The organism is Streptomyces sp. H51 (assembly GCF_035656535.1).
GTDB lineage: Bacteria > Actinomycetota > Actinomycetes > Streptomycetales > Streptomycetaceae > Streptomyces.
Window position 1 is genome coordinate 1 of sequence record NZ_JAYMHD010000050.1, and the last position, 21,201, is coordinate 21,201.

Annotated in this window: 17 protein-coding genes, 1 pseudogene and 1 riboswitch; of the genes and pseudogenes, 7 read left to right on the plus strand and 11 right to left on the minus strand. The window is 72.6% G+C overall.

Annotation, left to right across the window (positions count from 1 at the left end):
* Positions 1-252, plus strand: a pseudogene (locus VKA29_RS16015) (2-oxoacid:ferredoxin oxidoreductase subunit beta); the annotation flags it as partial.
* Between the two features lie 198 nt (positions 253-450).
* On the opposite strand, the gene VKA29_RS16020 reads toward VKA29_RS16015, so the two are convergent.
* Positions 451-792, minus strand: a complete 342-nt coding sequence (locus VKA29_RS16020) for a winged helix-turn-helix transcriptional regulator (RefSeq protein ID WP_324786513.1) — start codon at positions 790-792, stop codon at positions 451-453.
* 139 nt (positions 793-931) lie between these two features.
* On the opposite strand from VKA29_RS16020, the gene VKA29_RS16025 reads away from it, so the two are divergent.
* Positions 932-1,786 (plus strand): SDR family oxidoreductase, encoded by an 855-nt coding sequence (locus VKA29_RS16025; protein WP_324786284.1) that lies wholly within the window; start codon positions 932-934, stop codon positions 1,784-1,786.
* Positions 1,787-1,920: 134 nt separating this feature from the next.
* Entirely contained in the window at positions 1,921-2,931 is a 1,011-nt protein-coding gene (gene rarD, locus VKA29_RS16030) for an EamA family transporter RarD (RefSeq protein ID WP_324786285.1), read from the plus strand.
* Between the two features lie 4 nt (positions 2,932-2,935).
* Here rarD and VKA29_RS16035 read toward each other — a convergent pair whose 3' ends face one another.
* The gene (locus tag VKA29_RS16035; protein ID WP_420718501.1) at positions 2,936-3,523 is read right to left on the minus strand and encodes a CGNR zinc finger domain-containing protein; all 588 of its coding nucleotides are present in this window, start codon (positions 3,521-3,523) and stop codon (positions 2,936-2,938) included.
* A gap of 99 nt (positions 3,524-3,622) precedes the next feature.
* On the opposite strand from VKA29_RS16035, the gene VKA29_RS16040 reads away from it, so the two are divergent.
* Entirely contained in the window at positions 3,623-4,090 is a 468-nt protein-coding gene (locus tag VKA29_RS16040) for a VOC family protein (protein ID WP_324786286.1), read from the plus strand.
* Between the two features lie 50 nt (positions 4,091-4,140).
* Here VKA29_RS16040 and VKA29_RS16045 read toward each other — a convergent pair whose 3' ends face one another.
* The 5 genes from VKA29_RS16045 to VKA29_RS16065 all read right to left on the minus strand — a co-directional run bounded on the left by VKA29_RS16045 (position 4,141) and on the right by VKA29_RS16065 (position 10,380).
* Positions 4,141-5,523, minus strand: coding sequence for a tetratricopeptide repeat protein (locus VKA29_RS16045; RefSeq protein ID WP_324786287.1), 1,383 nt, complete (start codon positions 5,521-5,523; stop codon positions 4,141-4,143).
* 312 nt (positions 5,524-5,835) lie between these two features.
* Entirely contained in the window at positions 5,836-6,714 is an 879-nt protein-coding gene (locus VKA29_RS16050; protein ID WP_324786288.1) for an ABC transporter permease, read from the minus strand.
* Positions 6,701-7,675, minus strand: a complete 975-nt coding sequence (locus tag VKA29_RS16055; protein ID WP_324786289.1) for an ABC transporter ATP-binding protein — start codon at positions 7,673-7,675, stop codon at positions 6,701-6,703. Before VKA29_RS16055 ends, VKA29_RS16050 begins: the two co-directional genes overlap by 14 nt.
* A gap of 47 nt (positions 7,676-7,722) precedes the next feature.
* Positions 7,723-9,003 (minus strand): DUF2092 domain-containing protein, encoded by a 1,281-nt coding sequence (locus VKA29_RS16060; RefSeq protein WP_324786290.1) that lies wholly within the window; start codon positions 9,001-9,003, stop codon positions 7,723-7,725.
* A gap of 366 nt (positions 9,004-9,369) precedes the next feature.
* Positions 9,370-10,380, minus strand: a complete 1,011-nt coding sequence (locus VKA29_RS16065) for a polyprenyl synthetase family protein (protein ID WP_324786291.1) — start codon at positions 10,378-10,380, stop codon at positions 9,370-9,372.
* Between the two features lie 900 nt (positions 10,381-11,280).
* Positions 11,281-11,454: riboswitch (cyclic di-AMP (ydaO/yuaA leader) on the plus strand.
* 1 nt (position 11,455) lies between these two features.
* On the opposite strand from VKA29_RS16065, the gene VKA29_RS16070 reads away from it, so the two are divergent.
* On the plus strand, positions 11,456-11,938 hold the full coding sequence (locus VKA29_RS16070; RefSeq protein WP_324786292.1) for a transglycosylase SLT domain-containing protein: 483 nt from the start codon (positions 11,456-11,458) through the stop codon (positions 11,936-11,938).
* Positions 11,939-11,947: 9 nt separating this feature from the next.
* On the opposite strand, the gene VKA29_RS16075 is transcribed toward VKA29_RS16070, so the two are convergent.
* A complete protein-coding gene (locus tag VKA29_RS16075; RefSeq protein WP_324786294.1) occupies positions 11,948-12,760 on the minus strand; it encodes an HAD family hydrolase in 813 nt (270 codons plus the stop codon).
* A gap of 370 nt (positions 12,761-13,130) precedes the next feature.
* Here VKA29_RS16075 and fahA point away from each other — a divergent pair, with 370 nt between their 5' ends.
* Both fahA and VKA29_RS16085 read left to right on the plus strand, forming a co-directional pair.
* A complete protein-coding gene (gene fahA, locus VKA29_RS16080) occupies positions 13,131-14,351 on the plus strand; it encodes a fumarylacetoacetase (protein WP_324786295.1) in 1,221 nt (406 codons plus the stop codon).
* 342 nt (positions 14,352-14,693) lie between these two features.
* Complete coding sequence (locus VKA29_RS16085; RefSeq protein ID WP_324786297.1) at positions 14,694-15,635, plus strand: M56 family metallopeptidase; 942 nt, start codon at positions 14,694-14,696, stop codon at positions 15,633-15,635.
* A 44-nt stretch (positions 15,636-15,679) separates the two neighbouring features.
* On the opposite strand, the gene recQ is transcribed toward VKA29_RS16085, so the two are convergent.
* The 3 genes from recQ to VKA29_RS16100 all read right to left on the minus strand — a co-directional run bounded on the left by recQ (position 15,680) and on the right by VKA29_RS16100 (position 21,196).
* Positions 15,680-17,740 carry a DNA helicase RecQ gene (gene recQ, locus VKA29_RS16090; RefSeq protein WP_324786298.1) on the minus strand — a complete coding sequence of 687 codons (2,061 nt, stop codon included), beginning with the start codon at positions 17,738-17,740 and terminating at the stop codon, positions 15,680-15,682.
* Between the two features lie 229 nt (positions 17,741-17,969).
* Complete coding sequence (gene nuoN / locus VKA29_RS16095) at positions 17,970-19,628, minus strand: NADH-quinone oxidoreductase subunit NuoN (RefSeq protein WP_324786300.1); 1,659 nt, start codon at positions 19,626-19,628, stop codon at positions 17,970-17,972.
* Positions 19,625-21,196 (minus strand): NADH-quinone oxidoreductase subunit M, encoded by a 1,572-nt coding sequence (locus VKA29_RS16100; RefSeq protein WP_324786301.1) that lies wholly within the window; start codon positions 21,194-21,196, stop codon positions 19,625-19,627. The genes nuoN and VKA29_RS16100 overlap by 4 nt, the downstream gene beginning before the upstream one ends.
* Positions 21,197-21,201: the final 5 nt, after the last annotated feature.

Genomic DNA, 21,201 nt, shown 5'->3' on the forward strand with positions numbered 1-21,201 from the left:
ACCCCCGAGAACGAGGCACGGATCCTGGTCCACGACGCGCACTCCGCCTCGCCCACCACCGCCTTCGCCCTGTCCCGGCTCGCCGACCCCGACACCCTGCACCACACCCCGATCGGCGTGTTCCGGTCCGTGGAGCGGCCGGTGTACGACACGCTGATGGCCGACCAGCTGGACACCGCGATCGAGCAGAACGGCAAGGGCGACCTGGCGGCGCTGCTCGCGGGCGGGGACACCTGGACGGTGGTGGGCTGAGGTACCGCTCCGCACGGTGAGAGGGCCCGGATGCGCCATGGCCATGGCGCAGCGCATCCGGGCCCTTGGCACGTCATGACCGCCATGACATGTCATGTCATGGCATCTGCAGGTCACTCGCAGGCGATGACGCGTCGCGCGCCGGTGGTGCGGCGGACGGCCCGGATGTCCTCTCGCGGCCGGTGACGACGGTGCGGCTCAGTCACGTCCCCGCGCCGCGTCGTACCTCTCCCGCGCCTGCTGCACGGCCGCCATCCGGTCCTGCGTCCACTCCGCCAGCGCCCGCACCTGTTCGGCCGCCTCACGGCCGAGGCCGGTCAGGGAGTAGTCGACGCGGGGCGGGATCACCGGCTTGGCGTCCCGGTGGACCAGGCCGTCGCGTTCCAGGGTCTGGAGGGTCTGGGTGAGCATCTTCTCGCTCACCCGGCCGATGGCGCGGCGCAGTTCGCTGAAGCGGTGCGGACGGTCGAGGAGGTGGATGAGGACCAGGACGCCCCAGCGGCTGGTCACGTGCTCCAGGACGAGGCGGTAGGGACACATCGCCTCGCCGGTGTCGTAGGAGGCGGCTGCCCGGGTGCTTACTTCCACGCAAGTACCTTACTTCAAGGTGGGTACTTTCTTTTAGTTAGCGCTCGGCCTAGGGTCGGTGGCAACGCACCCCCACAAGGAGTTGTCACCCATGAGCATCGTCGTCACCGGAGCCACCGGACACCTCGGCCGTCATGTCGTGGAGCAGTTGCTGGAGAGGGTCCCGGCCGGGCAGGTCACCGCCGTCGTGCGCGACGAGGCGAAGGCCGCCGGCCTCGCGGCGCGCGGCGTGCGGCTCGCGGTCGCCGACTACAACACCCCGGAGACCTTCGACGGCCTCTTCGCCGCCGGCGACAAGGTGCTGCTCATCTCCGGCAACGAGTTCGACAGGGGCCGCGTCCGGCAGCACGAGGTGGTCATCGGCGCCGCGAAGGCGGCCGGCGTCGCCCTGCTCGCCTACACCAGCGCCCCCGGCACCCTGACGGCCGCGCTCGCCGACGACCACCGCGCCACCGAGGAGGCACTCCTCGCCTCCGGCGTCCCCTACGTGCTGCTGCGCAACGGCTGGTACCACGAGAACTACACCGAGAACCTCGCCCCGGTGCTCCAGCACGGCGCCGTCGTCCAGGCCGCCGGCGACGGCCGGCTCTCCTCCGCCGCGCGCGCCGACTACGCGGCCGCCGCCGTCGCCGTACTGACCGGCGAGGGGCACGAGAACCGGACGTACGAGCTCGGCGGCGACCAGGCGTGGAGCTTCGCCGAGTACGCGGCCGAGCTCAGCAGGCAGACCGGCAAGGAGATCGCCTACCGCCCCGTCTCCGTCGCGGACTACACCGGCATCCTGACCGGCGTCGGGCTGCCCGCTCCGTTGGCCGCCGTCCTCGCGGGCGTCGACGCCTCCATCGAGAAGGGCGAGCTGGTCGTCGACAGCGGCGACCTCTCCCGCCTGACCGGTCGGCCGACCACCCCGCTCGCCGACGCCGTCGCCGCCGCGCTCAAGGGCTGACCCGGCACGCGTACGTCCGCGCCCGGACAGCCCGCCTGTCATGACCGTATGGCGACACGGGTATGACAAGCGGGGTGTCCGGCGTTACCTTCGAGGCCGGTACGCGCGTGCGACCGGGCGAGAAGGAGGTACCCGTGACCGGGGAGTCGAGGAGCGAGCGGCGCACAGGTCTGCTGAACGGCTTCGCGGCCTATGGGATGTGGGGGCTCGTGCCCCTCTTCTGGCCGCTCCTCAAGCCCGCGGGCGCCGTCGAGATCCTCGCCCACCGCATGGTCTGGTCCCTGCTCTTCGTGGGCGCCGCGCTGGTCTTCGTACGGCGCTGGGCGTGGGCCGGGGAGCTGCTGCGGCAGCCGCGCAGGCTGGGGCTCGTCGCGGTCGGCGCGGCGTTCATCACCGTCAACTGGGGCGTCTACATCTGGGCGGTGAACACCGGGCACGTCGTCGAGGCCTCACTCGGGTACTTCATCAACCCACTGGTCACCATCGCCATGGGCGTGCTGCTGCTGAAGGAGCGGCTGCGGCCGGTGCAGTGGGCGGCGGTCGCGATCGGGTTCGCGGCCGTGCTCGTGCTCACCGTGGGGTACGGGCGACCGCCGTGGATCTCCCTCTGCCTCGCCTTCTCCTTCGCCACCTACGGGCTGGTGAAGAAGAAGGTCAACCTGGGCGGCGTCGAGTCGCTGGCCGCCGAGACCGCGATCCAGTTCCTGCCCGCCCTGGGCTATCTGCTGTGGCTGTCCGCGCACGGTACGTCGAGCTTCACGGCCCAGGGTCCCGGCCACGCGGCGCTGCTCGCCTCGACCGGCGTGGTGACCGCGCTGCCCCTGGTCTGCTTCGGCGCGGCGGCGATCCGCGTGCCGCTGTCCACGCTGGGGCTGCTGCAGTACCTGGCGCCGATGTTCCAGTTCCTGATCGGCGTCCTGTACTTCCATGAGGCGATGCCGCCGGAGCGGTGGGCCGGGTTCGCGCTGGTGTGGCTGGCGCTGTGCCTGCTCACCGCGGACGCGTGGCGGAGCGCGCGGCGAGTGCGCGCCGCGATCCGCGTGCCCCGGGTGGACACGCCGGCCCCGGCCCCGGCTTCGGCCCCGGTTTCGGCGCCGGTTTCGGCGCCGGCTTCGGCTTCGGCTTCGGCTTCGGCAGACGCCTGACCGCTTAGGCACCGGCAGGCTGGGCCCGCCCCCGGCTCCGGTGCGCCCGCGCCTTCTCCCTGTTGCCGCAGTGCTCCATCGCGCACCACCTCCGCCGGCCCGGTCGCGAGGTGTCGACGAACAGGAGATGGCAGTCGTGGGCGTCGCAGACGCGGATACGGTCGGCGTGCGGGCCGGTGAAGAGGCCGACCGCGTCCCGGGCGACGGTCGACAGCAGCGCGGTGGCCGTGGCGCCGGGCGCCCAGGCGTGGGTGCCGTCCGGGGCGATGCGGGCGACGAGCGGCGGCTCGGCCGCGGCGGCGTTGACGACGTCCAGGTCCCGGGGATCGAGGCGGCGGCCGTGGGCGCGGGCGGCGGTGAGGCGGAAGAGGGCGTCACGGACGGTGCGCGCCCGCGTCAGTTCCCGGTCGCTGACGGACACCTCGAGACCGTCCGGGAGGCGGCTGTGGGTGACCCAGGCCGCCAGGTCGGCCGGCTGGTGCAGCACCTCGTAGCGCGCGAACGCGCCGGGGCCGCCGGTGGTCAGCAGTTCCAGGCACAGGGCGCCGGGATCGAACCGGTAGGGCTTGCCGTCGTACGAGGTCAACGTCACGCCCGGCGGCCGGTCCGGCGGTCGGTGGCGTCCGGCTGATTCCTGCGATTCCGGTGGTTCCGCTGCACGCTCGCTCACATAACCAGTATAAGTGGTTACATGAACACTCGACCGGCAGCTCCAGTTCACTTCAAGCTCGTCGTCGACTCCGGAGATCCGCACGCGCAGGCCGACTTCTGGGCCGCGGCACTCGGCTACGAGACGGAGGACAACAGCGCCCTCGTCCGGCGGCTGCTGCAGCTCGGCGCCCTGCCGACCGAGGCCACCGTCGACCACCACGGCCGCCCGGCCTTCCGGGACCTGATCGCCGTACGGCATCCGGACGACCCCTACGACGCGGACAGCGGGACCGGGCTGGGGCGGCGGCTGCTGTTCCAGCGGGTGCCGGAGGCGAAGACCGGCAAGAACCGGCTCCACCTCGACCTGCATCCCGGCGACGGGCGGCGGGACGGCGAGGTGGAGCGGCTGGAGGGGCTGGGCGCGAGCGTGCTGCGGCGGGTGAAGGAGCCCGCCGGGGAGTGGGTGGTGATGGCGGACCCGGAGGGCAACGAGTTCTGCGTGCACTGACGTCGTGCCGGCGCCGACGCCCACTGGCGCCGGCGCCGGCACGACGTCGGTCAGCGGGCGGGCCGTTCGGCGTCGCGGCCGGCGCGGGCCGTGAGGCGGCCAATCCGGGCGCGTGCCGACTCCAGCCGCTCGATGTCGTCGGCGGCCGGGCCGCCCTCGGCCACGAGTTCGGTCCACAGGCCGATCAGGTCACGGCCCAGCGCCAGCCCCTGCTCCGGGTCCCGCACGGCACGCCAGGCGGTGGCCGCGCTCTGGATGTTGCCGTACGCCGCCTCCGCGTCGCGGGTGCGGAAGATGCGGACGAGGGCGAGGGAGAGGCGGAAGGAGCGGACCGGGTCGCCGGCCAGGTAGGCGACGTACGCGGCCAGCTCGCGCAGCCGGAGGACCTCCGGGTGCTCCGCGCCCAGGGTCGTGGACGCGTCGGCGATCGTGCGTTGCGCCAGCTCCGCCGCCACGTCCGTACGGCCCGACCTGACCGCCTCGCCGATCCGGGCCATCGGCTCCGTGAGGGGCGTGGGGACGGCGGGCGGGCGGTCGTCGAGGACGGCCTCGGCGACGGCGTCGAAGCCGCGGGCGGGGGTGGGGGTGGGCCGGGGTTCGGGTTCCGGTTCGACGGGGATCAACAGCGGCTTGGACGCGGCCGGGGGTGCCGGGCGTGCCGTGGCCGCGGGCGCGGACCGGACCTGGGCCACACGCTCACGTCCCCGCTCGGTTCCGCGCTCGGTTCCGCGCTCGGTTCCGTCCTCGGGCCCGTCCTCGGGGCCGCGCTCGGCCTGCGGCGGCACCGCGTCCATCAGCGGGGGCGGACCGAACTCGCCGGTGGGGGGCGCCACCGTGCCGGGAGCCAGGTCGTGCGCGGCTTCCTGCGGTTCCGGCACGGCCCGCAGCGCGAAGGTCCGGGCGTTCCCGCCCGGCTGCTGCGGCTCCGGTACCGCCCGCAGCGGGAAGGTGGGCACGGCGTCCCGCACGGGCTCGGCGGCCGCCCGCACGACGTACTCGGGTGTGCCGCGCCGCGGCCGCTCGGGCTGCCGCGCCCGGTCGGGCTGCCCGTGCTCCGGCCGCGTACGTTCCGGCGCGGGCCGCGGTCCCACGGCCGGCCGCACCGCCGCGCCGTCCGGCTCGGGCATCCGCACCGGCTCCCCCGTGAAGCCGCTGGAGCCGTCGGGGCCGACCTCGAGGTGGACGACGTAGCCGATGCGCTCGTCGTGGATGGTGGCGTGCACGGGATGCCCGGCGGCGCGGGCGAGGCGGTGGAGGTGGTTCAGCACGGCGTTCTGGATCTCCTCGCCGGCGGGCGCGGAGACCGGGACGCCGTCCACCGAGGCGGCGCCGGCACCCGAGACGCGAACGTCGATCGGCGGCGCCGCGAGGGCCGCGGAGGGCGCCGCGGCGCGCTGGGTTTCCCGCTTCTTCTCGCGGCTGAGTCGAGTCATCGTTCCCTCACTCGGATGCGTCGGGAGTCGAGCGGACGGCATGTTCGGGTCCATGGTGCTCCCTCCCGCCGTCGGGCCCGCGCTTCCCCGGCGTCACGATCCGGTCGTGCGCGTACGGTCGAGTCTCTCCGGTCGCTGCCGGTTCTCACGTCACCGCGGCGTCACAGACTCGTCCCAGGACCCCGGGCACAGGACACGGGACACAGGGCCCAGGACACGGGAGACGGGAGACGGGAGACGGGAGACGGGAGACGGGAGACGGGAGACGGGAGACGGGAGACGGGAGACGGGAGACGGTATCCGGCGCCGGTGCTACGCCGTGACGTCCTTCGCCGTGAAGCGCGCCCACGCCGCCGAGCCGAACACCGCCGCGTACAGGGCCTGCAGGCCGAGGTTCCTGACCAGGTCGTCCCAGTAGACCGGGTCGCGCATCAGGTCGGCGAAGGACAGCCAGTAGTGGGAAAAGAAGTACGGCTGAACGGCGTGGAGTTGGGGGATCTGGTCGAGGATCTGAACCGTGATCAGCAGGCCCACCGTGGTCGCCATCGCCGCGATGCCGCTGTTGGTGAGCGTCGACACGAACAGGCCCAGGGCCGCCATGCCGACCAGGGACGCGGCGACGACCAGCGCGATGAGCAGGGCCCGGCCCAATCCCTCGGCGAAGCCGATCCGCGTGCCGGAGATGGTGGTGAGGTCGCCGAGGGGGAAGAGGAGGGCGCCCACCGTCAGCGCGGACACGGCGACCACGAGGGTGGCCACCAGGCAGAACGACAGCACGGTCGCGTACTTGGTGAGCAGCAGGCGGGTACGGCCGGCGGGGGCGACCAGGAGGTAGCGCAGGGTGCCCGCGTTCGCCTCGCCGGCGATCGCGTCGCCCGCGACGACGCCGATCGCCATCGGCAGGAAGAACGGGAGCGTCGCGGCCAGCGCGGTGAAGACCAGGAACAGGCCGTTGTTGGTGATCTGCGAGATGAAGGCGGGGCCCTCGCCGCCGCCGCGCCCCACCGAGGAGCCGTCACTCGTCTCGATCTTCACCGCGATCCCCACCAGCACCGGCACGGCCGCCAGCACGCCCAGCAGGGCCAGTGTGCGCCAGCGCCGGAAGGTGGTGCGCAGTTCGCTGTGGAAGAGGTCGAGGGACCACAGCGGATTCGGCGTGCGCGTCCCGGCGACGCTCTCAGCCCGCGACATCGAACCCCTCCCCCGTCAGTGCCACGAACGCGTCCTCCAGCGAGGCCCGTTCGACGCCGAAGCCGCGGACCCGGACGCCGGCCGTCACCAGCGCGGCGTTGACCTCGGCCAGGTCGCGGTCCGGCGGCTCGGCGGTGACCCGGTCGTCGGCCACGACGACGTCGCCGGCGCCCTGTTCCTTCAGTACCCGGGCCGCGTCCTGGGGGTCGGGCGTGGTCACCACCAGGCGGCCGCGCGTCCCCGCCGCCAGGTCGGCCACCTTGCCCTGCGTGACGAGGCGGCCCTGCGCCATGACCGCTGCGTGCGTGCAGACCTGCTCGATCTCGTCGAGGAGGTGGGAGGAGAGGAAGACGGTGGTGCCGTCCGACGCCAGCTCCCGCACCAGGGAACGGATCTCCCGCATGCCCTGCGGGTCGAGGCCGTTGGTCGGCTCGTCCAGCACCAGCAGCCTGCGGGGACGCAGCAGCGCGGCGGCGAGGCCGAGCCGCTGCTTCATGCCCAGCGAGTAGGCCGTGGCCTTCTTGCCGGCCGCCGTCGTCAGCCCCACCCGGTCCAGCGCCGCCGCGACACGCGCGCGCCGGGTGCGCGGGTCGGCGGTCGGGTCGGCGGCGTCGTAGCGCAGCAGGTTGTCGCGGCCGGAGAGGAACCCGTACAGGGCCGGACCCTCGATGAGGGCCCCGACGTGCGGGAGCACGGCGCGCGCGGCGCGCGGCATGGGGCGCCCGAGGACGTGCGCCGTGCCCGACGTCGGCTCGATCAGACCCATCAGCATGCGGATGGTGGTGGTCTTGCCGGAGCCGTTCGGACCGAGGAAGCCGAAGACGCTGCCCGCCGGGACGGTCAGGTCCAGCCCGTCGACGGCGAGCTGCCCACCGCGGTAGCGCTTGGTGAGCGCGCGGGTGACGATGACGCCGTCACCCGCGCCCCGCGCGTCCGGCTCCGTGGCTGACGTCTCCTCCATCGGCTCCCCCGATCCGTCGTGCCCGTACGGTGGTCGCTCCGTGCGGGTTACTTCCCCTCGCCGGCGGCCTTCAGCAGCGCGTCCTTGGTCACGGCGCCGACGTAGACCTTGCCGTCGTCGGTGACCAGGGCGTTGATCAGACGGGTCTTGAAGACCGTGCCCGAGCCGAAGCTGCCGGACACCTTGTCGCCGAGCGAGTCGAGGAAGCCACCGAAGGCGCCGTCGGCCCCGGAGCCGGACGGAACGCCCTGGCCGCCGGTGTCGAAGACGGCGACGGAGTTCCAGCCCTCGCCGATGACGTTCACCCCGTCGGAGCCCTGGTCGAACCCCTGACCGAAGCCCGGACCGAAGCCCTGGCCGAAGCCCGGACCGGAGTCCCGGCCGAGGCCCTCGGTGGCGTCGTCGCCCTTCCGGGCGTGCCCGGTCGTGCCGCCCTCGGTGATCTTCGCGCCCTTGGGGGGCGTGAAGTCGAAGGTGGACGCCGTCGGCGCGGCGAAGCTGACCTGGGTGAAGCCGGCGTCGACCACCGCGGCGCCGCCGCTCGCGGGCGTCAGCGTGAACTTCAGCGGCATCCCGGTCTTCGCGTCCACGGCGACGGTGATCTGCCCGACGGTCGAGCCGGACTGCTTCGGCTTGACGACCAGGCGGTAGGCGTCCCGGCCGGCGACCTGTGCGGTGCCCTCGACGGTCACCGAGGTCGTGTCGTCGACCGCCTTCAGGGCTTCCTCGGTGAGGTCCTTCGGCGTGGCGGGCAGGTCTTCCCGCCGCTGCTCGCGCGCCGCGCCGCCGGAACCGGAGCCCGGTGCGGAGTCGGTCGCGTGGTAGACCTCGTTCGACTTGCTGTCGTAGCCCCACACGTCCTTGCCGTTGCGGATGAGGCTGTACTCGGCCGCGTTCTCCAGCAGGGACAGCTTCTGCTTCTCGGGGCCGTCGGCCGCCACGCGCAGGGTGTGGGTGCCGGACGCCAGTTCGGGAAGCTTGGTGGACGGGTCCGCGGAGGAGCCGTCGCCACCGGACCCGGAGGCGCCGGAGGCCAGCGAGCTCTCCAGCCCGCCGAAGTCGGGCAGCCCCAGGTCCGTGCTGATCTTCACTGTGCCGGACAGCTGCTGGACGTCCGACTTCGCGATCTTCTCGATGAGTTGCTGCGCGCTGATCTTCGGCAGATCGGGGTCCCCGGAGTCGGCGAGCGCGGGGACGAGCCCGATGGTCGCCGCCGCCACCCCCACGACCGCGACCGGGACGACGTACCGCGCGGCCTTGCGCCGTCCCGCGCGCAGGTCGTCGGACTCCCCGGCGATCGTGCTGTCGTCGGATCCGTACGGTGCCATGTGTGCCTTACCTCCGTCGTCGGCGGCGGCTGCTCCACTCACGATTCACCCCGAGCCGCCATTCTCACCCGAATCGGTGAGGATTGGTGTTTTCCGTGGTCTCCATCTGACCAAATGACCCGTCAGGAAGCGTCAGACCGCGGAGCCAACTCCGAGTACGCCTGGGGTATGACACGAGAGGGCGGCACGTCCGCCTACCCGTAGGGGTCCGGCTCGGGGGCATGACGTACGCCATCCGCCGAACGATTCCGACATGGGGCGAATCAGGACCGACCGAACTTCACTCCCACGAGGGCGAATCCGGACCGGCCGGACTTCACTCCACCGAACCGGACGGAACCGGGCAGAACCAGGCCGTCGGGCGCGTCACCCGGCGCGGTGCACCACCGCGTCGCACAGCTGCACCAGCGCCGCCTTCGCGTCGCATTCCGGGAGCGGCGCGAGGGCCGCCCTGGCGTCCTCCGCGTACCGCACGGTGTCACGCCGCGCCTGCTCCAGCGCGGGATGCGCCCGCAGCCCCGCCAGCGCCCGGGCGTGCCGCGCGTCGTCGCTCAGGTCGGAGTCCAGCAGCTCGCACAGGGCGATGTCCTCGGCGAGCCCCAGCCGGGCCGCCCGCTCCCGCAGCCGCAGCACGGGCAGCGTCGCGACACCCTCCCGCAGGTCCGTGCCCGGGGTCTTGCCGGACTCGTGCGAGTCGGAGGCGATGTCCAGCACGTCGTCGGCCAGCTGGAAGGCGACGCCGAGCCGCTCCCCGTACTGGGTGAGCACGTCGACGACCGTCTCGTCGGCGCCGGACATCATCGCGCCGAACCGGCAGGACACGGCCACCAGCGACCCCGTCTTGCCGCCCAGGACGTCGAGGTAGTGCTCGACCGGGTCCCGGCCGTCCTGCGGGCCCGCGGTCTCCAGGATCTGCCCGGTGACCAGCCGCTCGAACGCCTCGGCCTGCACCCGGACCGCCTCGGGCCCCAGGTCGGCCAGGATGTGCGAGGCGCGGGCGAACAGGAAGTCGCCGGTGAGGACCGCCACCGAGTTGCCCCAGCGCGTGTTCGCGCTGTCCACGCCACGCCGCACCGCCGCCTCGTCCATGACGTCGTCGTGGTAGAGGGTCGCGAGGTGGGTCAGCTCCACGACCACGGCCGACGGCACGATCCCCGGCGCGTACGGGTCACCGAACCGGGCGGCGAGCATCACGAGGAGCGGGCGGAACCGCTTTCCGCCTGCCCGCACCAGGTGCTGGGCGGCCTCCGTGATGAAGGGGACCTCACTCTTGGTGGCTTCGAGCAGTCCCTCCTCGACAGCCGCCAATCCGGCCTGGACATCGGCTTCCAGAGCCTGGTCCCGCACGCTCAGCCCGAATGGCCCGACGACGGTCACGAGGGGTCTCCTGTCTGCTGGTGTCTGCTGGCGATCACACGGTTTGTCGATAGGTCGCTGCCCCCACTAAGTCAGCGTATCCGGTCGGCTTTCGATCACCCATGCCGCCCACCCGTCCAGCACGGGCGGTATCGGATCACGGCCGGTATGTTTTCGATCACCAGATATGAACAGACATTTACTGACTTACCCAATCGGCCGAGGATCGGCCGACAGGGGAAGCGTGCGCCGAGGATCGGCGGTCGGACGGCGTCCGCGCGGCGCCCACACCAGGGGCCTTCTGACGTGGGCACGCAAGACGATCCGGGCGGCACGGGAGGGCGCCGCCCACCCGGCGACCACCCGCCACCACCCGCCACCCGCCACCCGCTGGCCGCCGACGGCCGGCTGCCGGCTGCCGGCCGTCGGCTGCCGGCCGTCGGCCGAACCACCACGCACCCGACCACGCCCGGCGTGCCACCCGCGGGCCGTCCGTCGAACCGCCCCAGGCGCCCCCACAGGCCCCCACCGAGCCGCCCCTGGCCACCCCTGGCCGCCACCTGGCCGCCCGCCGACCCTCCACCGCGCCCACCGCCGGGCGGCAGTCCGCCCACATGGCGCCACCCCGACCCACGGGCGGCCCATTGCAACCGAGTTGGCCCCATTGACCGTTTTGCCGCACTTGTGAATGCCCGTGAGTTGGCTCACGCCCACCCCCGCACCGCCGCCCGCGCGCCACACCCTCACATCCCGTTCCCCGCCGCCCATTTGGCCCTTGGCTACTGCAAAGGATCAAGCACCCCATACACCCCGCATCAAGGTCAAAAAGCCCGGCATACGAAACGGCCACTTGTTCCGGACATGTGCTCTCGCATACGTTCCCGGCCTGTCGGGCGGACGCCGAATCCTGCCGCCGCCCGGGAACAGCCATCGACGAACTCACGCACGGCAGGAGCGGGGGAACCAGGTAAGTCGCCGGACCGGGCACCGTCCCGGGACGGCTGGGGGTGAAGTCGCGTCGCCGCAGGGCGAGGCGGCCGGGCATCTCCCGCCCGAACCCGACAGCTCACCTCGCAGGCGCCGGAGAGGAACCGTCATGTCTGCAGTCACCCGGCACCCCCGCGTCAGAAACTCCCGTCTCGTCCGCAAACTCGCCGTCGCCGGCACGGGCCTCGCCGTGCTCGCCCTGCCGCTCGTCGGCGCGACCGAGGCGTCCGCGGCCACCTCGACCACCGTCACCGCCGCCTCGCTGGGCTACCCCGACAACCTCGACGGCTGGATCCGGGCCTCCCTCAGCGTCATGGCACAGCACGGCATCCCGGGCTCGTACAACGGCATCTACCGCAACGTCATACGCGAGTCCTCGGGCAACCCGAGGGCGATCAACAACTGGGACTCGAACGCCGCCGCCGGCACCCCCTCCAAGGGCCTGCTGCAGGTCATCGACCCGACCTTCGCCGCCTACCACGTGCCCGGCACCTCGTACGACCCCTACGACCCGATCGCGAACATCACCGCCGCCTGCAACTACGCGGCCAAGCGCTACGGTTCGATCGACAACGTCTACGGCGCCTACTAGGCGCGGCTGTCAGGCCCCGGAGAACAGCCGCTCGAGGACGACGGCGATGCCGTCGTCCTCGTTCGACAGGGTGATCTCGTCGGCGACGGCGCGGAGTTCGGGGTGGGCGTTGGCCATGGCGACGCCGTGGGCGGCCCAGTCGAACATGGGGATGTCGTTGGGCATGTCCCCGAAGGCGATCGTCTGGTGCGGGCCCAGACCGAGGTGTTCGGCGGCCAGCGCGAGGCCGGTCGCCTTGGTGACCCCGCACGGCTGGAGCTCGACGGTGCCGGGTCCCGACATGGTGACCGTGGCGAGGGGACCGACCACCGCGCGCGCGGTCTCCGTCAACTCGTCGTCGCTCAGGCGGGGGTGACGCAGCAGCACCTTGCTGATCGGCGCGCTCCACAGATCGCCGCGCCGGCCGACCCGCACGGCGGGCAGGGTGGGGTGCGGCATGAGGTAGCCGGGCTCGATGAGCGTGAGCCCGTCGACGCCGTCCTGGTCGACGGCCGCGTACACCTCCCCCACCTCGGCCTCTATCTTCCCGAGCGCGGTCTCGGCCAGTTCCCTGTCCAGGGTGACGGACCACAGCAGGCGGTCCGCCGCGGCGTCGTAGACCTGCGCGCCCTGCGCGCACACCGCCAGCCCGCCACCGCCGAGGGCGTCCAGCAACGGCCGTACGCGCGGCGCCGGCCGGCCCGTGACGACGAGGTGCCGGGCGCCGGCCTCCGCCGCCCGCGCGAGCGCGGCGAGGGAACGGTCGGAGAGCGTGTCGTCGCTTCGGAGCAGGGTGCCGTCCAGGTCGGTGGCGACGAGTGCGTATGCGGTGGGTGCGGCCATGATCAGAGAATACGGTCGGGCGCCGCGCCTACTCACCGCGCCCGCACGGCGGTTGCGGAGCCCGCGCCGAACCCGGCACACCGCACCGGCTTCACCGCACCCGGCTCACCGCGCCCGCTTCACCGCGCCCGCTTCACCGGGGGCGGCTGTGGACAGGCCGAAGGGTCCGGCGCCGATGACTGCCGTCGGTTGGATCAGCCCGGAATCGACACCTCCGACACGACGAACCCCGACATTGCCGACTTGTTGGACACCGTCCAGGACAACTGCCCAAGACAGGCGACTCGGCCGTAACGTGTGGCCCGGCCACATGACGGTACGCGCGGCCCCATGACGGCACGCGACACATGGTGAGAGTGAGGCAGCACCCATGCCCCCCTTCGATGTCCCCGAGGGCGACCCCTTCGGCCCGCACAACCTTCCCTACGGCGTCTTCTCGCCCGAGGGATCCGCCGAACGGACCGTTGGCGTCCGCCTCGGCGACCACGTCCTCGACGCGGGCGCGGCGGCGGTGGCGCTCGGTTCCCCGTACGCCTCCCTGCTCGCGCGGCCCTCGCTGAACCCGCTCCTCGCCGCGGGCCGCACCGCCTGGTCGGACGTACGGCGCGCGCTGACGGCGTGGGTGACCGTGCCCGCCCACCGGGAGACGGTCGAACGGTTCCTGCACCCGCTGTCCGCGGTGACCCTGCACCTCCCCTTCGAGGTCGCCGACTACGTCGACTTCTACGCCTCCGAGAACCACGCCCGGAACGTCGGGCAGATCTTCCGCCCCGACGCCGCCGACTCGCTGACCCCCAACTGGAAGCACCTCCCGATCGGCTACCACGGCCGGTCCGGAACGGTGGTCGTCTCCGGCACGGACGTCGTCCGCCCGTCGGGGCAGCGCAAGGCCCCGAGCGACGCGGCGCCCGTCTTCGGACCGTCCGTCCGGCTGGACATCGAGGCCGAGGTCGGCTTCGTGGTGGGCGTGGAGTCGCGGATGGGCCGGCCGGTGGCCCTCGGCGACTTCCGCGACCACGTCTTCGGGCTGTGCCTGCTCAACGACTGGTCGGCGCGCGACATCCAGGCCTGGGAGTACGTCCCCCTCGGCCCGTTCCTCGGCAAGTCCTTCGCCACCTCGGTGTCGGCGTGGATCACCCCGCTGGAGGCGCTGGAGGAGGCCCGGCTGGCACCGCCCGAGCGCACGCACCCGCTGCTGCCCTACCTGGACGACTCCGGCTCCGTGGAGGAGCCGGGCGGCTACGACCTGAGGATCTCCGTCGCGATCAACGGTCACGTCGTCTCCGAGCCCCCCTTCTCCACCATGTACTGGACGGCCGCGCAGCAACTGGCGCACATGACCGTCAACGGGGCCTCGCTGCGGACCGGCGACCTGTACGGCTCCGGCACGGTGAGCGGGGCCGAGCCGTCGCAGCGCGGGTCGCTGCTGGAGCTGACCTGGAACGGGCGGGAACCGCTCGAACTCCCCGACGGCAAGCGGACGTTCCTGGAGGACGGGGACGTGGTGACGCTGTCGGCGTGGGCGCCCGGCCCCGGCGGGGTCCGGGTGGGCCTCGGCGAGGTGACGGGGAGGGTAGTGCCCCGGCGGTGATCCGGCGGGGCCGGGACGACGCGGCCCCGGGGTACGACGGCCCGGCGTGCCCCCGGGGCCGGGCCCGGGGTTGCGCCCGGGCCCGGTGAGACGGCCGGGCGGCGTGACCAGCCGCCCGAGAGCCGGGCAGCGCGACCCGGAGCCCGGAAGCCGGGCGGCGTGGCCGGGAGCGCGGTGGGGGCGGGACTGTGACGGTGTCGGCACGTGACGTAGTCGTCCGCTTCCTTCTCCTGACTCCCGCGTCCACCGCCGTCATACTGGCGGCTGGCGCGTCGTCCTTCGGGTCCGTACGCCGGTATCACCGCACCCCTCCTCCGACCCCCAGCGACCGGAGTTCGTGGCATGACCGTCTGTCTGCTCCTGCTGAGCGTCGTCGCCCTGACGGCCGCCGTGCCGGCGCCGCGTGCGCTGGTGCGCGCCGGGTGGCCCGACCGGGAGCCGGTGGTCGGGCTGTGGGTGTGGCAATGCCTGGTGGCCACGGTCCTGTTGTGCTGCCTGACGGCCCTGCTGCTGGGCGCCGCCGCCGTCTTCGGCACCGTGCGCGCCCAGCTCTTCGCGCCCGCGCCGGCCGCGGTCACCGCCGCCTACGACCTGTCCGCCGCCCCGCCCTGGGCCGCCGCTCTGACCCTGCTGCTGGCGTGCGGCGCCGCCTGGACGACCGCGATGCTCGCCCGGGAGCTCGTCGAGGCGCGCCGGCGCCGCGTCCGGGCCCGTGCGCACCTGCGCGAGCGGGCCCCCGAGCTGCCCGCCGGGCTGGGGAAGCCGGCCCGCGGTCCCCTGCTGGTGCTGGAGGACGAGTACCCGGACGCCTGGTGGATGCCGGGCAGCCCGCCCCAGCTGGTGGTCACCACCGGCGCACTGCACCGCCTCACCGACCACCAGCTCAACGCCGTCCTCACCCACGAGCGCGGTCACGCGCGCGCCCGCCACGACTGGCTGCTGCACCTGTCGACCGCGCTGGCGACCGGGTTCCCGCGGGTGCCGTTGTTCGCCCACTTCTGCGACCAGACGCACCGGCTGGTGGAGCTGGCCGCCGACGACACAGCCTCCCGCCGGTGGGGCCACCTCACGACCGCGCTGGCGCTGATCGAACTGAACCAGCACCGCGGCGTCCTGTCCTGCGCCTCCAGCCACCGCCTGCTCGGCGAGCGCGTCGACCGGCTCCTCGAGCCGCCGCCCCGGCTGGGCCGCCGGGACCGGGCGCTCACCACGACGGCGGCGGCGCTGGTGCCGCTGCTGCCGCTGCTGATCGCGTTCGCCCCGGGCCTGACGGCACTGAACTGACCGCGCCGTCCCCGACAGCCCGAGAGCCCGAGAGCCCGGCAGCCCTACATCCAGTCGTCCGGCTCCGGTTCCACGTCCAACTCGGACCAGTCGTGACCGTCGCCGGGGTCACCGCTGCCGGGACCGGGGGTGCCCGGACCGCCGCTGCCGGGGTCGCCGGGGTCTCCGTCCGTCGCCGGAGCCGGACCGGGTGCCCCGCTCAGGGAGGCGAGCACCGCGAGGACGCCCTCCCCGTACGTCGCCAGTTTCTTCTCGCCGACCCCGCCGACGCCGCCGAGCTGCGCGATGGACGTGGGCCAGGCCGTGGCGATCTCCCGCAGCGTGGCGTCGTGGAAGATCACGTAGGCCGGGACGCCCTGCTCACGGGCCTGTTCGGCGCGCCAGGCGCGCAACGCCTCGAAGGCGGGCTGCAGTTCCGCGGGCAGCTCGGCCGCCGCGGCCCTGGGCTTGCGCTCGCCCCGGCCCGACCCCGCACCCGCGCCCGCCGAGCCCGACCGCGCGGTCGTCGGCTTCTTCGGCTCCTTGCGCAGCGGCACCTCCCGCTCGCGCCGCAGCACCGAACCGCTGGCCTCGGTCAGCACCAGCGTGCCGTACTCCCCCTCGACCGCGAGGAGTCCCTGCGCCAGCAACTGCCGTACGACACCCCGCCATTCGCCCTCGGTGAGCTCCTCGCCGATGCCGAACACCGACAGCTGGTCGTGGTCGAACTGGATCACCTTCGCCGTGCGCCGGCCCAGCAGGATGTCGACGATCTGCACCGCGCCGAACTTCTGGCCGCGCTCCCGCTGCAGCCGCACCACCGTCGACAGCACCTTCTGGGCCGCGACCGTGCCGTCCCAGGTCTCGGGCGGCGCCAGGCAGGTGTCGCAGTTGCCGCAGCCCGCCGGGTCGGGGTCCTGCCCGAAGTAGGCGAGGAGCTGGCCGCGGCGGCACCGGGCCGTCTCGCACAGCGCCAGCATGGAATCGAGGTGGGCGGCGGAACGGCGGCGGAACGCCTCGTCGCCCTCCCCGGACTGGATCAGCTTGCGCTGCTGGATGACGTCGTTGAGGCCGTACGCCATCCATGCCGTGGACGGCAGTCCGTCGCGGCCCGCGCGGCCCGTCTCCTGGTAGTACCCCTCGACGGACTTGGGCAGGTCGAGATGGGCGACGAAGCGGACGTCGGGCTTGTCGATGCCCATGCCGAAGGCGATGGTCGCCACCACGACCAGACCGTCCTCGCGCAGGAACCGGGACTGGTGCGCCGCGCGCGTGCCCGCGTCCAGGCCCGCGTGGTACGGCACGGCCTCGATGCCGTTGCGGGAGAGGAACTCGGCCGTCTTCTCGACCGAGTTGCGCGAGAGGCAGTACACGATGCCCGCGTCCCCCGCGTGTTCCTCGCGCAGGAAGCTCAGCAGCTGCTTCTTGGGGTCGGCCTTGGGGACGATCCGGTACTGGATGTTGGGCCGGTCGAAGCTCGCCACGAAGTGCCGGGCGTCCGGCATGTTCAGCCGCTGCGTGATCTCCTGGTGCGTCGCGTGCGTGGCCGTCGCCGTCAGCGCGATCCGCGGGACGTCCGGCCAGCGCTCACCGAGCAGGGAGAGCGCGAGGTAGTCGGGCCGGAAGTCGTGGCCCCACTGGGACACGCAGTGCGCCTCGTCGATCGCGAAGACCGCGATCTTGCCGCGGGAGAGCAGGTCCAGCGTCGCGTCGAGCCGCAGCCGCTCCGGCGCCAGGTACAGCAGGTCCAGCTCGCCGGCGAGGAACTCGGCCTCCACCACCCGGCGCTCGTCGAAGTCCTGCGTGGAGTTCATGAACCCGGCGCGCACGCCCAGCGCCCGCAGCGCGTCCACCTGGTCCTGCATCAGCGCGATCAGCGGGGAGACCACCACGCCCGTGCCCGGTCTGACCAGGGAGGGGATCTGGTAGCACAGCGACTTGCCGCCGCCGGTCGGCATGAGGACCACCGCGTCGCCGCCGGCCACCACATGCTCGATGACCGCTTCCTGCTCGCCGCGGAAGGCCTCGTATCCGAAGACCCGGCGCAGCGTGGCCAGCGCCTCGCTGTCGGTCGTCCCCGGGTCCGTCATCACTGCCATCTCGCTGATCCCGCCCGTCCCGCCCATTGCCCGATCCCCCGCCCGTGGCCCTCGACCACTGCCTCCACGATAGGGCTCCGCACCGACAGTCCCCGAGTTGTCCACAGGCTTGTGGGAGTGCCGTGCGATGCCGTCGAGCGCCTGCCGCGCCGTCGTTGCCGGTCGCGTGGTTCCCCGCGCCCCTTTGGGGCGCCACGCACGGCGGCCCGGCACCCCTGAACGGATGCCGGGCCGCCGTGCCGGGGCGCGTGCCGGGTCAGCGCACGAAGACCCCCGCCTGGCTCGCCAGGTCCAGGAAGTACTGCGGCGCGACGCCCAGCACCAGCGTGACCGCCACGCCGACGCCGATCGCCGTCGTCGTCAGCGGCGACGGCACGGCGACCGTCGGCCCCTCGGGCCGCGGATCGCTGAAGAACATCAGCACGATCACCCGGATGTAGAAGAACGCCGCGACCGCGGACGAGATCACACCGACCACGACCAGCGGGGCCGCCCCGCCGTCCGCCGCCGCCTTGAACACGGCGAACTTCCCGGCGAAGCCGGAGGTCAGCGGGATGCCCGCGAAGGCCAGCAGGAACACCGCGAACACCGCCGCCACCAGCGGCGAGCGGCGGCCGAGGCCCGCCCACTTGGACAGGTGCGTCGCCTCGCCGCCCGCGTCGCGCACCAGCGTCACCACGGCGAAGGCGCCGATGGTCACGAAGGAGTACGCGGCGAGGTAGAAGAGGACGGAGGAGACGCCGTCCGGCGTGGTCGCGATGACACCCGCGAGGATGAATCCGGCGTGCGCGATCGACGAGTACGCCAGCAGCCGCTTGATGTCGGTCTGCGTGATCGCGACGATCGCACCGCCCAGCATGGTGACGATCGCCACGCCCCACATGACCGGCCGCCAGTCCCAGCGCATGCCGGGCAGCACCACGTACAGGATGCGCAGCAGCGCGCCGAAGGCCGCCACCTTCGTCGCCGCCGCCATGAAGCCGGTCACCGGGGTCGGGGCGCCCTGGTAGACGTCCGGCGTCCACATGTGGAACGGGACGGCGCCCACCTTGAACAGCAGGCCCATGACGATCATCGCGGCGCCGACGAGCAGCAGCGCGTCGTTGCCCATGGTGCCGGCGAGCGCCGGGTCGACGCCCGTGGCCGTGCCGTCGACGACCTGCGCGATCCTGGCGTACGACACCGAGCCGGCGTAGCCGTACAGCAGGGCGATGCCGAACAGCGTGAACGCCGAGGCGAACGCGCCGAGCAGGAAGTACTTGACCGCGGCCTCCTGCGACATGAGCCGCTTGCGGCGGGCCAGGGCGCACATCAGGTACAGCGGCAGCGAGAGGACTTCCAGGGCGATGAACAGCGTCAGCAGGTCGTTGGCCGACGGGAAGACCAGCATGCCGGCGACCGCGAACAGCAGCAGCGGGAAGACCTCGGTGGTGGTGAACCCGGCCTTCACGGCCGCCTTCTCGCTGTCGCTGCCCGGCACGGACGCGGCCTGCGCGGCGAAGGAGTCGACCCGGTTGCCGTGCGCCTCCGGATCGAGCCGGCGCTCGGCGAAGGTGAACAGGCCGACCAGGCCGGCCAGCAGGATCGTGCCCTGGAGGAACAGGGACGGTCCGTCGACGGCGATCGCGCCCATCGCCGCGATGTGCGCCTTGGTCGTGCCGTACCCGTCCGCCGCGAGCGCGACGACCGCGGCGAAGGCCGCGCACAGGGCGACGGCGGAGACGAACACCTGCGCGTAGTAGCGGGACCTGCGCGGGACGAACGCCTCGACGAGCACCCCGACGATCGCCGCGCCGAGGACGATCAGGGTGGGCGAGAGCTGCCCGTACTCGATCTTGGGTGCGTCGATCTTGGAGATCGGATCGGCCGCGGTGGCCGCGGTTGTCCACAGGCTGTGGACGGCTGATGCGCTCACTTGGCCGCCTCCACCTCAGGCTGGGGGTCCTTCTTCTGTACGTCCGACAGCGTCGACTTCACCGCCGGGTTCACGATGTCCGTGACGGGCTTCGGGTAGACGCCCAGGAAGATCAGCAGCACCACCAGCGGAGCGATCACCAGGATCTCCCTCACCCGCAGGTCGGGCATCGCGGAGACCTCCGGCTTCACCGGGCCCGTCATCGTCCGCTGGTAGAGGACGAGGGTGTAGAGCGCGGCGAGGACGATGCCGAAGGTGGCGATGATGCCGATCACCGGGTAGCGCGTGAAGGTGCCGACCAGGACCAGGAACTCGCTCACGAACGGCGCCAGTCCGGGCAGCGACAGGGTGGCGAGGGAGCCGATCAGGAACGTGCCGGCGAGCACCGGCGCGACCTTCTGGACACCGCCGTAGTCGGCGATGAGCCGCGAGCCGCGCCGCGAGATCAGGAAGCCCGCCACCAGCATCAGGGCGGCGGTCGAAATCCCGTGGTTGACCATGTAGAGGGTCGCGCCGGACTGGCCCTGGCTGGTCATCGCGAAGATGCCCATGATGATGAAGCCGAAGTGCGAGATCGACGCGTACGCCACCAGCCGCTTGATGTCGCGCTGGCCGACGGCGAGCAGCGCCCCGTAGATGACGCTGATGAGCGCCAGCACCAGGATGGCCGGCGTCGCCCACTTCGACGCCTCCGGGAACAGCTGGAGGCAGAAGCGGAGCATCGCGAAGGTGCCGACCTTGTCGACGACCGCCGTGATGAGGACGGCGACCGGGGCGGTGGACTCCTGCATGGCGTTGGGCAGCCAGGTGTGCAGCGGCCACAGCGGCGCCTTCACCGCGAAGGCGAAGAAGAAGCCGAGGAACAGCCAGCGTTCGGTGTTCGTCGCCATGTGCAGCGAGCCGTCGGCGCGGGCCTGGGCGATCTCCTGGAGGCTGAAGTTCCCGGCGACCACGTACAGGCCGATCACCGCGGCCAGCATGATCAGGCCGCCGACCAGGTTGTAGAGGAGGAACTTCACGGCCGCGTACGACCGCTGCGTCGACGCCGCCTTCTCGCCGTGCTCGTGCGCGTGGTCCCCGAAGCCGCCGATGAGGAAGTACATCGGGATGAGCATGGCTTCGAAGAAGATGTAGAAGAGGAAGACGTCGGTGGCCTCGAAGGAGAGGATCACCATCGCCTCGACGGCCAGGATCAGGGCGAAGAAGCCCTGCGTCGGCCGCCAGCGGCGGCTTCCGGTCTCCATCGGGTCGGCGTCGTGCCAGCCCGCGAGGATGATGAACGGCATCAGCAGGGCGGTCAGCGCGACCAGCGCCACCCCGATGCCGTCCACCCCCAGTTCGTAGCGGACGCCGAACTCCGCGATCCAGGCATGGGACTCGGTGAGCTGGTAGCGCCCGCCGCCCGGGTCGAAGCGGACCAGGACGGCGATCGCGAGGGCGAGCGTGGCGAGCGAGACGAGCAGCGCCAGCCACTTGGCGGCGGTGCGCCGCGCGGCCGGCACGGCGGCCGTGGCCACCGCGCCGATCGCCGGGAGCGCCGCCGTCGCTGTCAGCAGGGGAAAGGACATCGGTA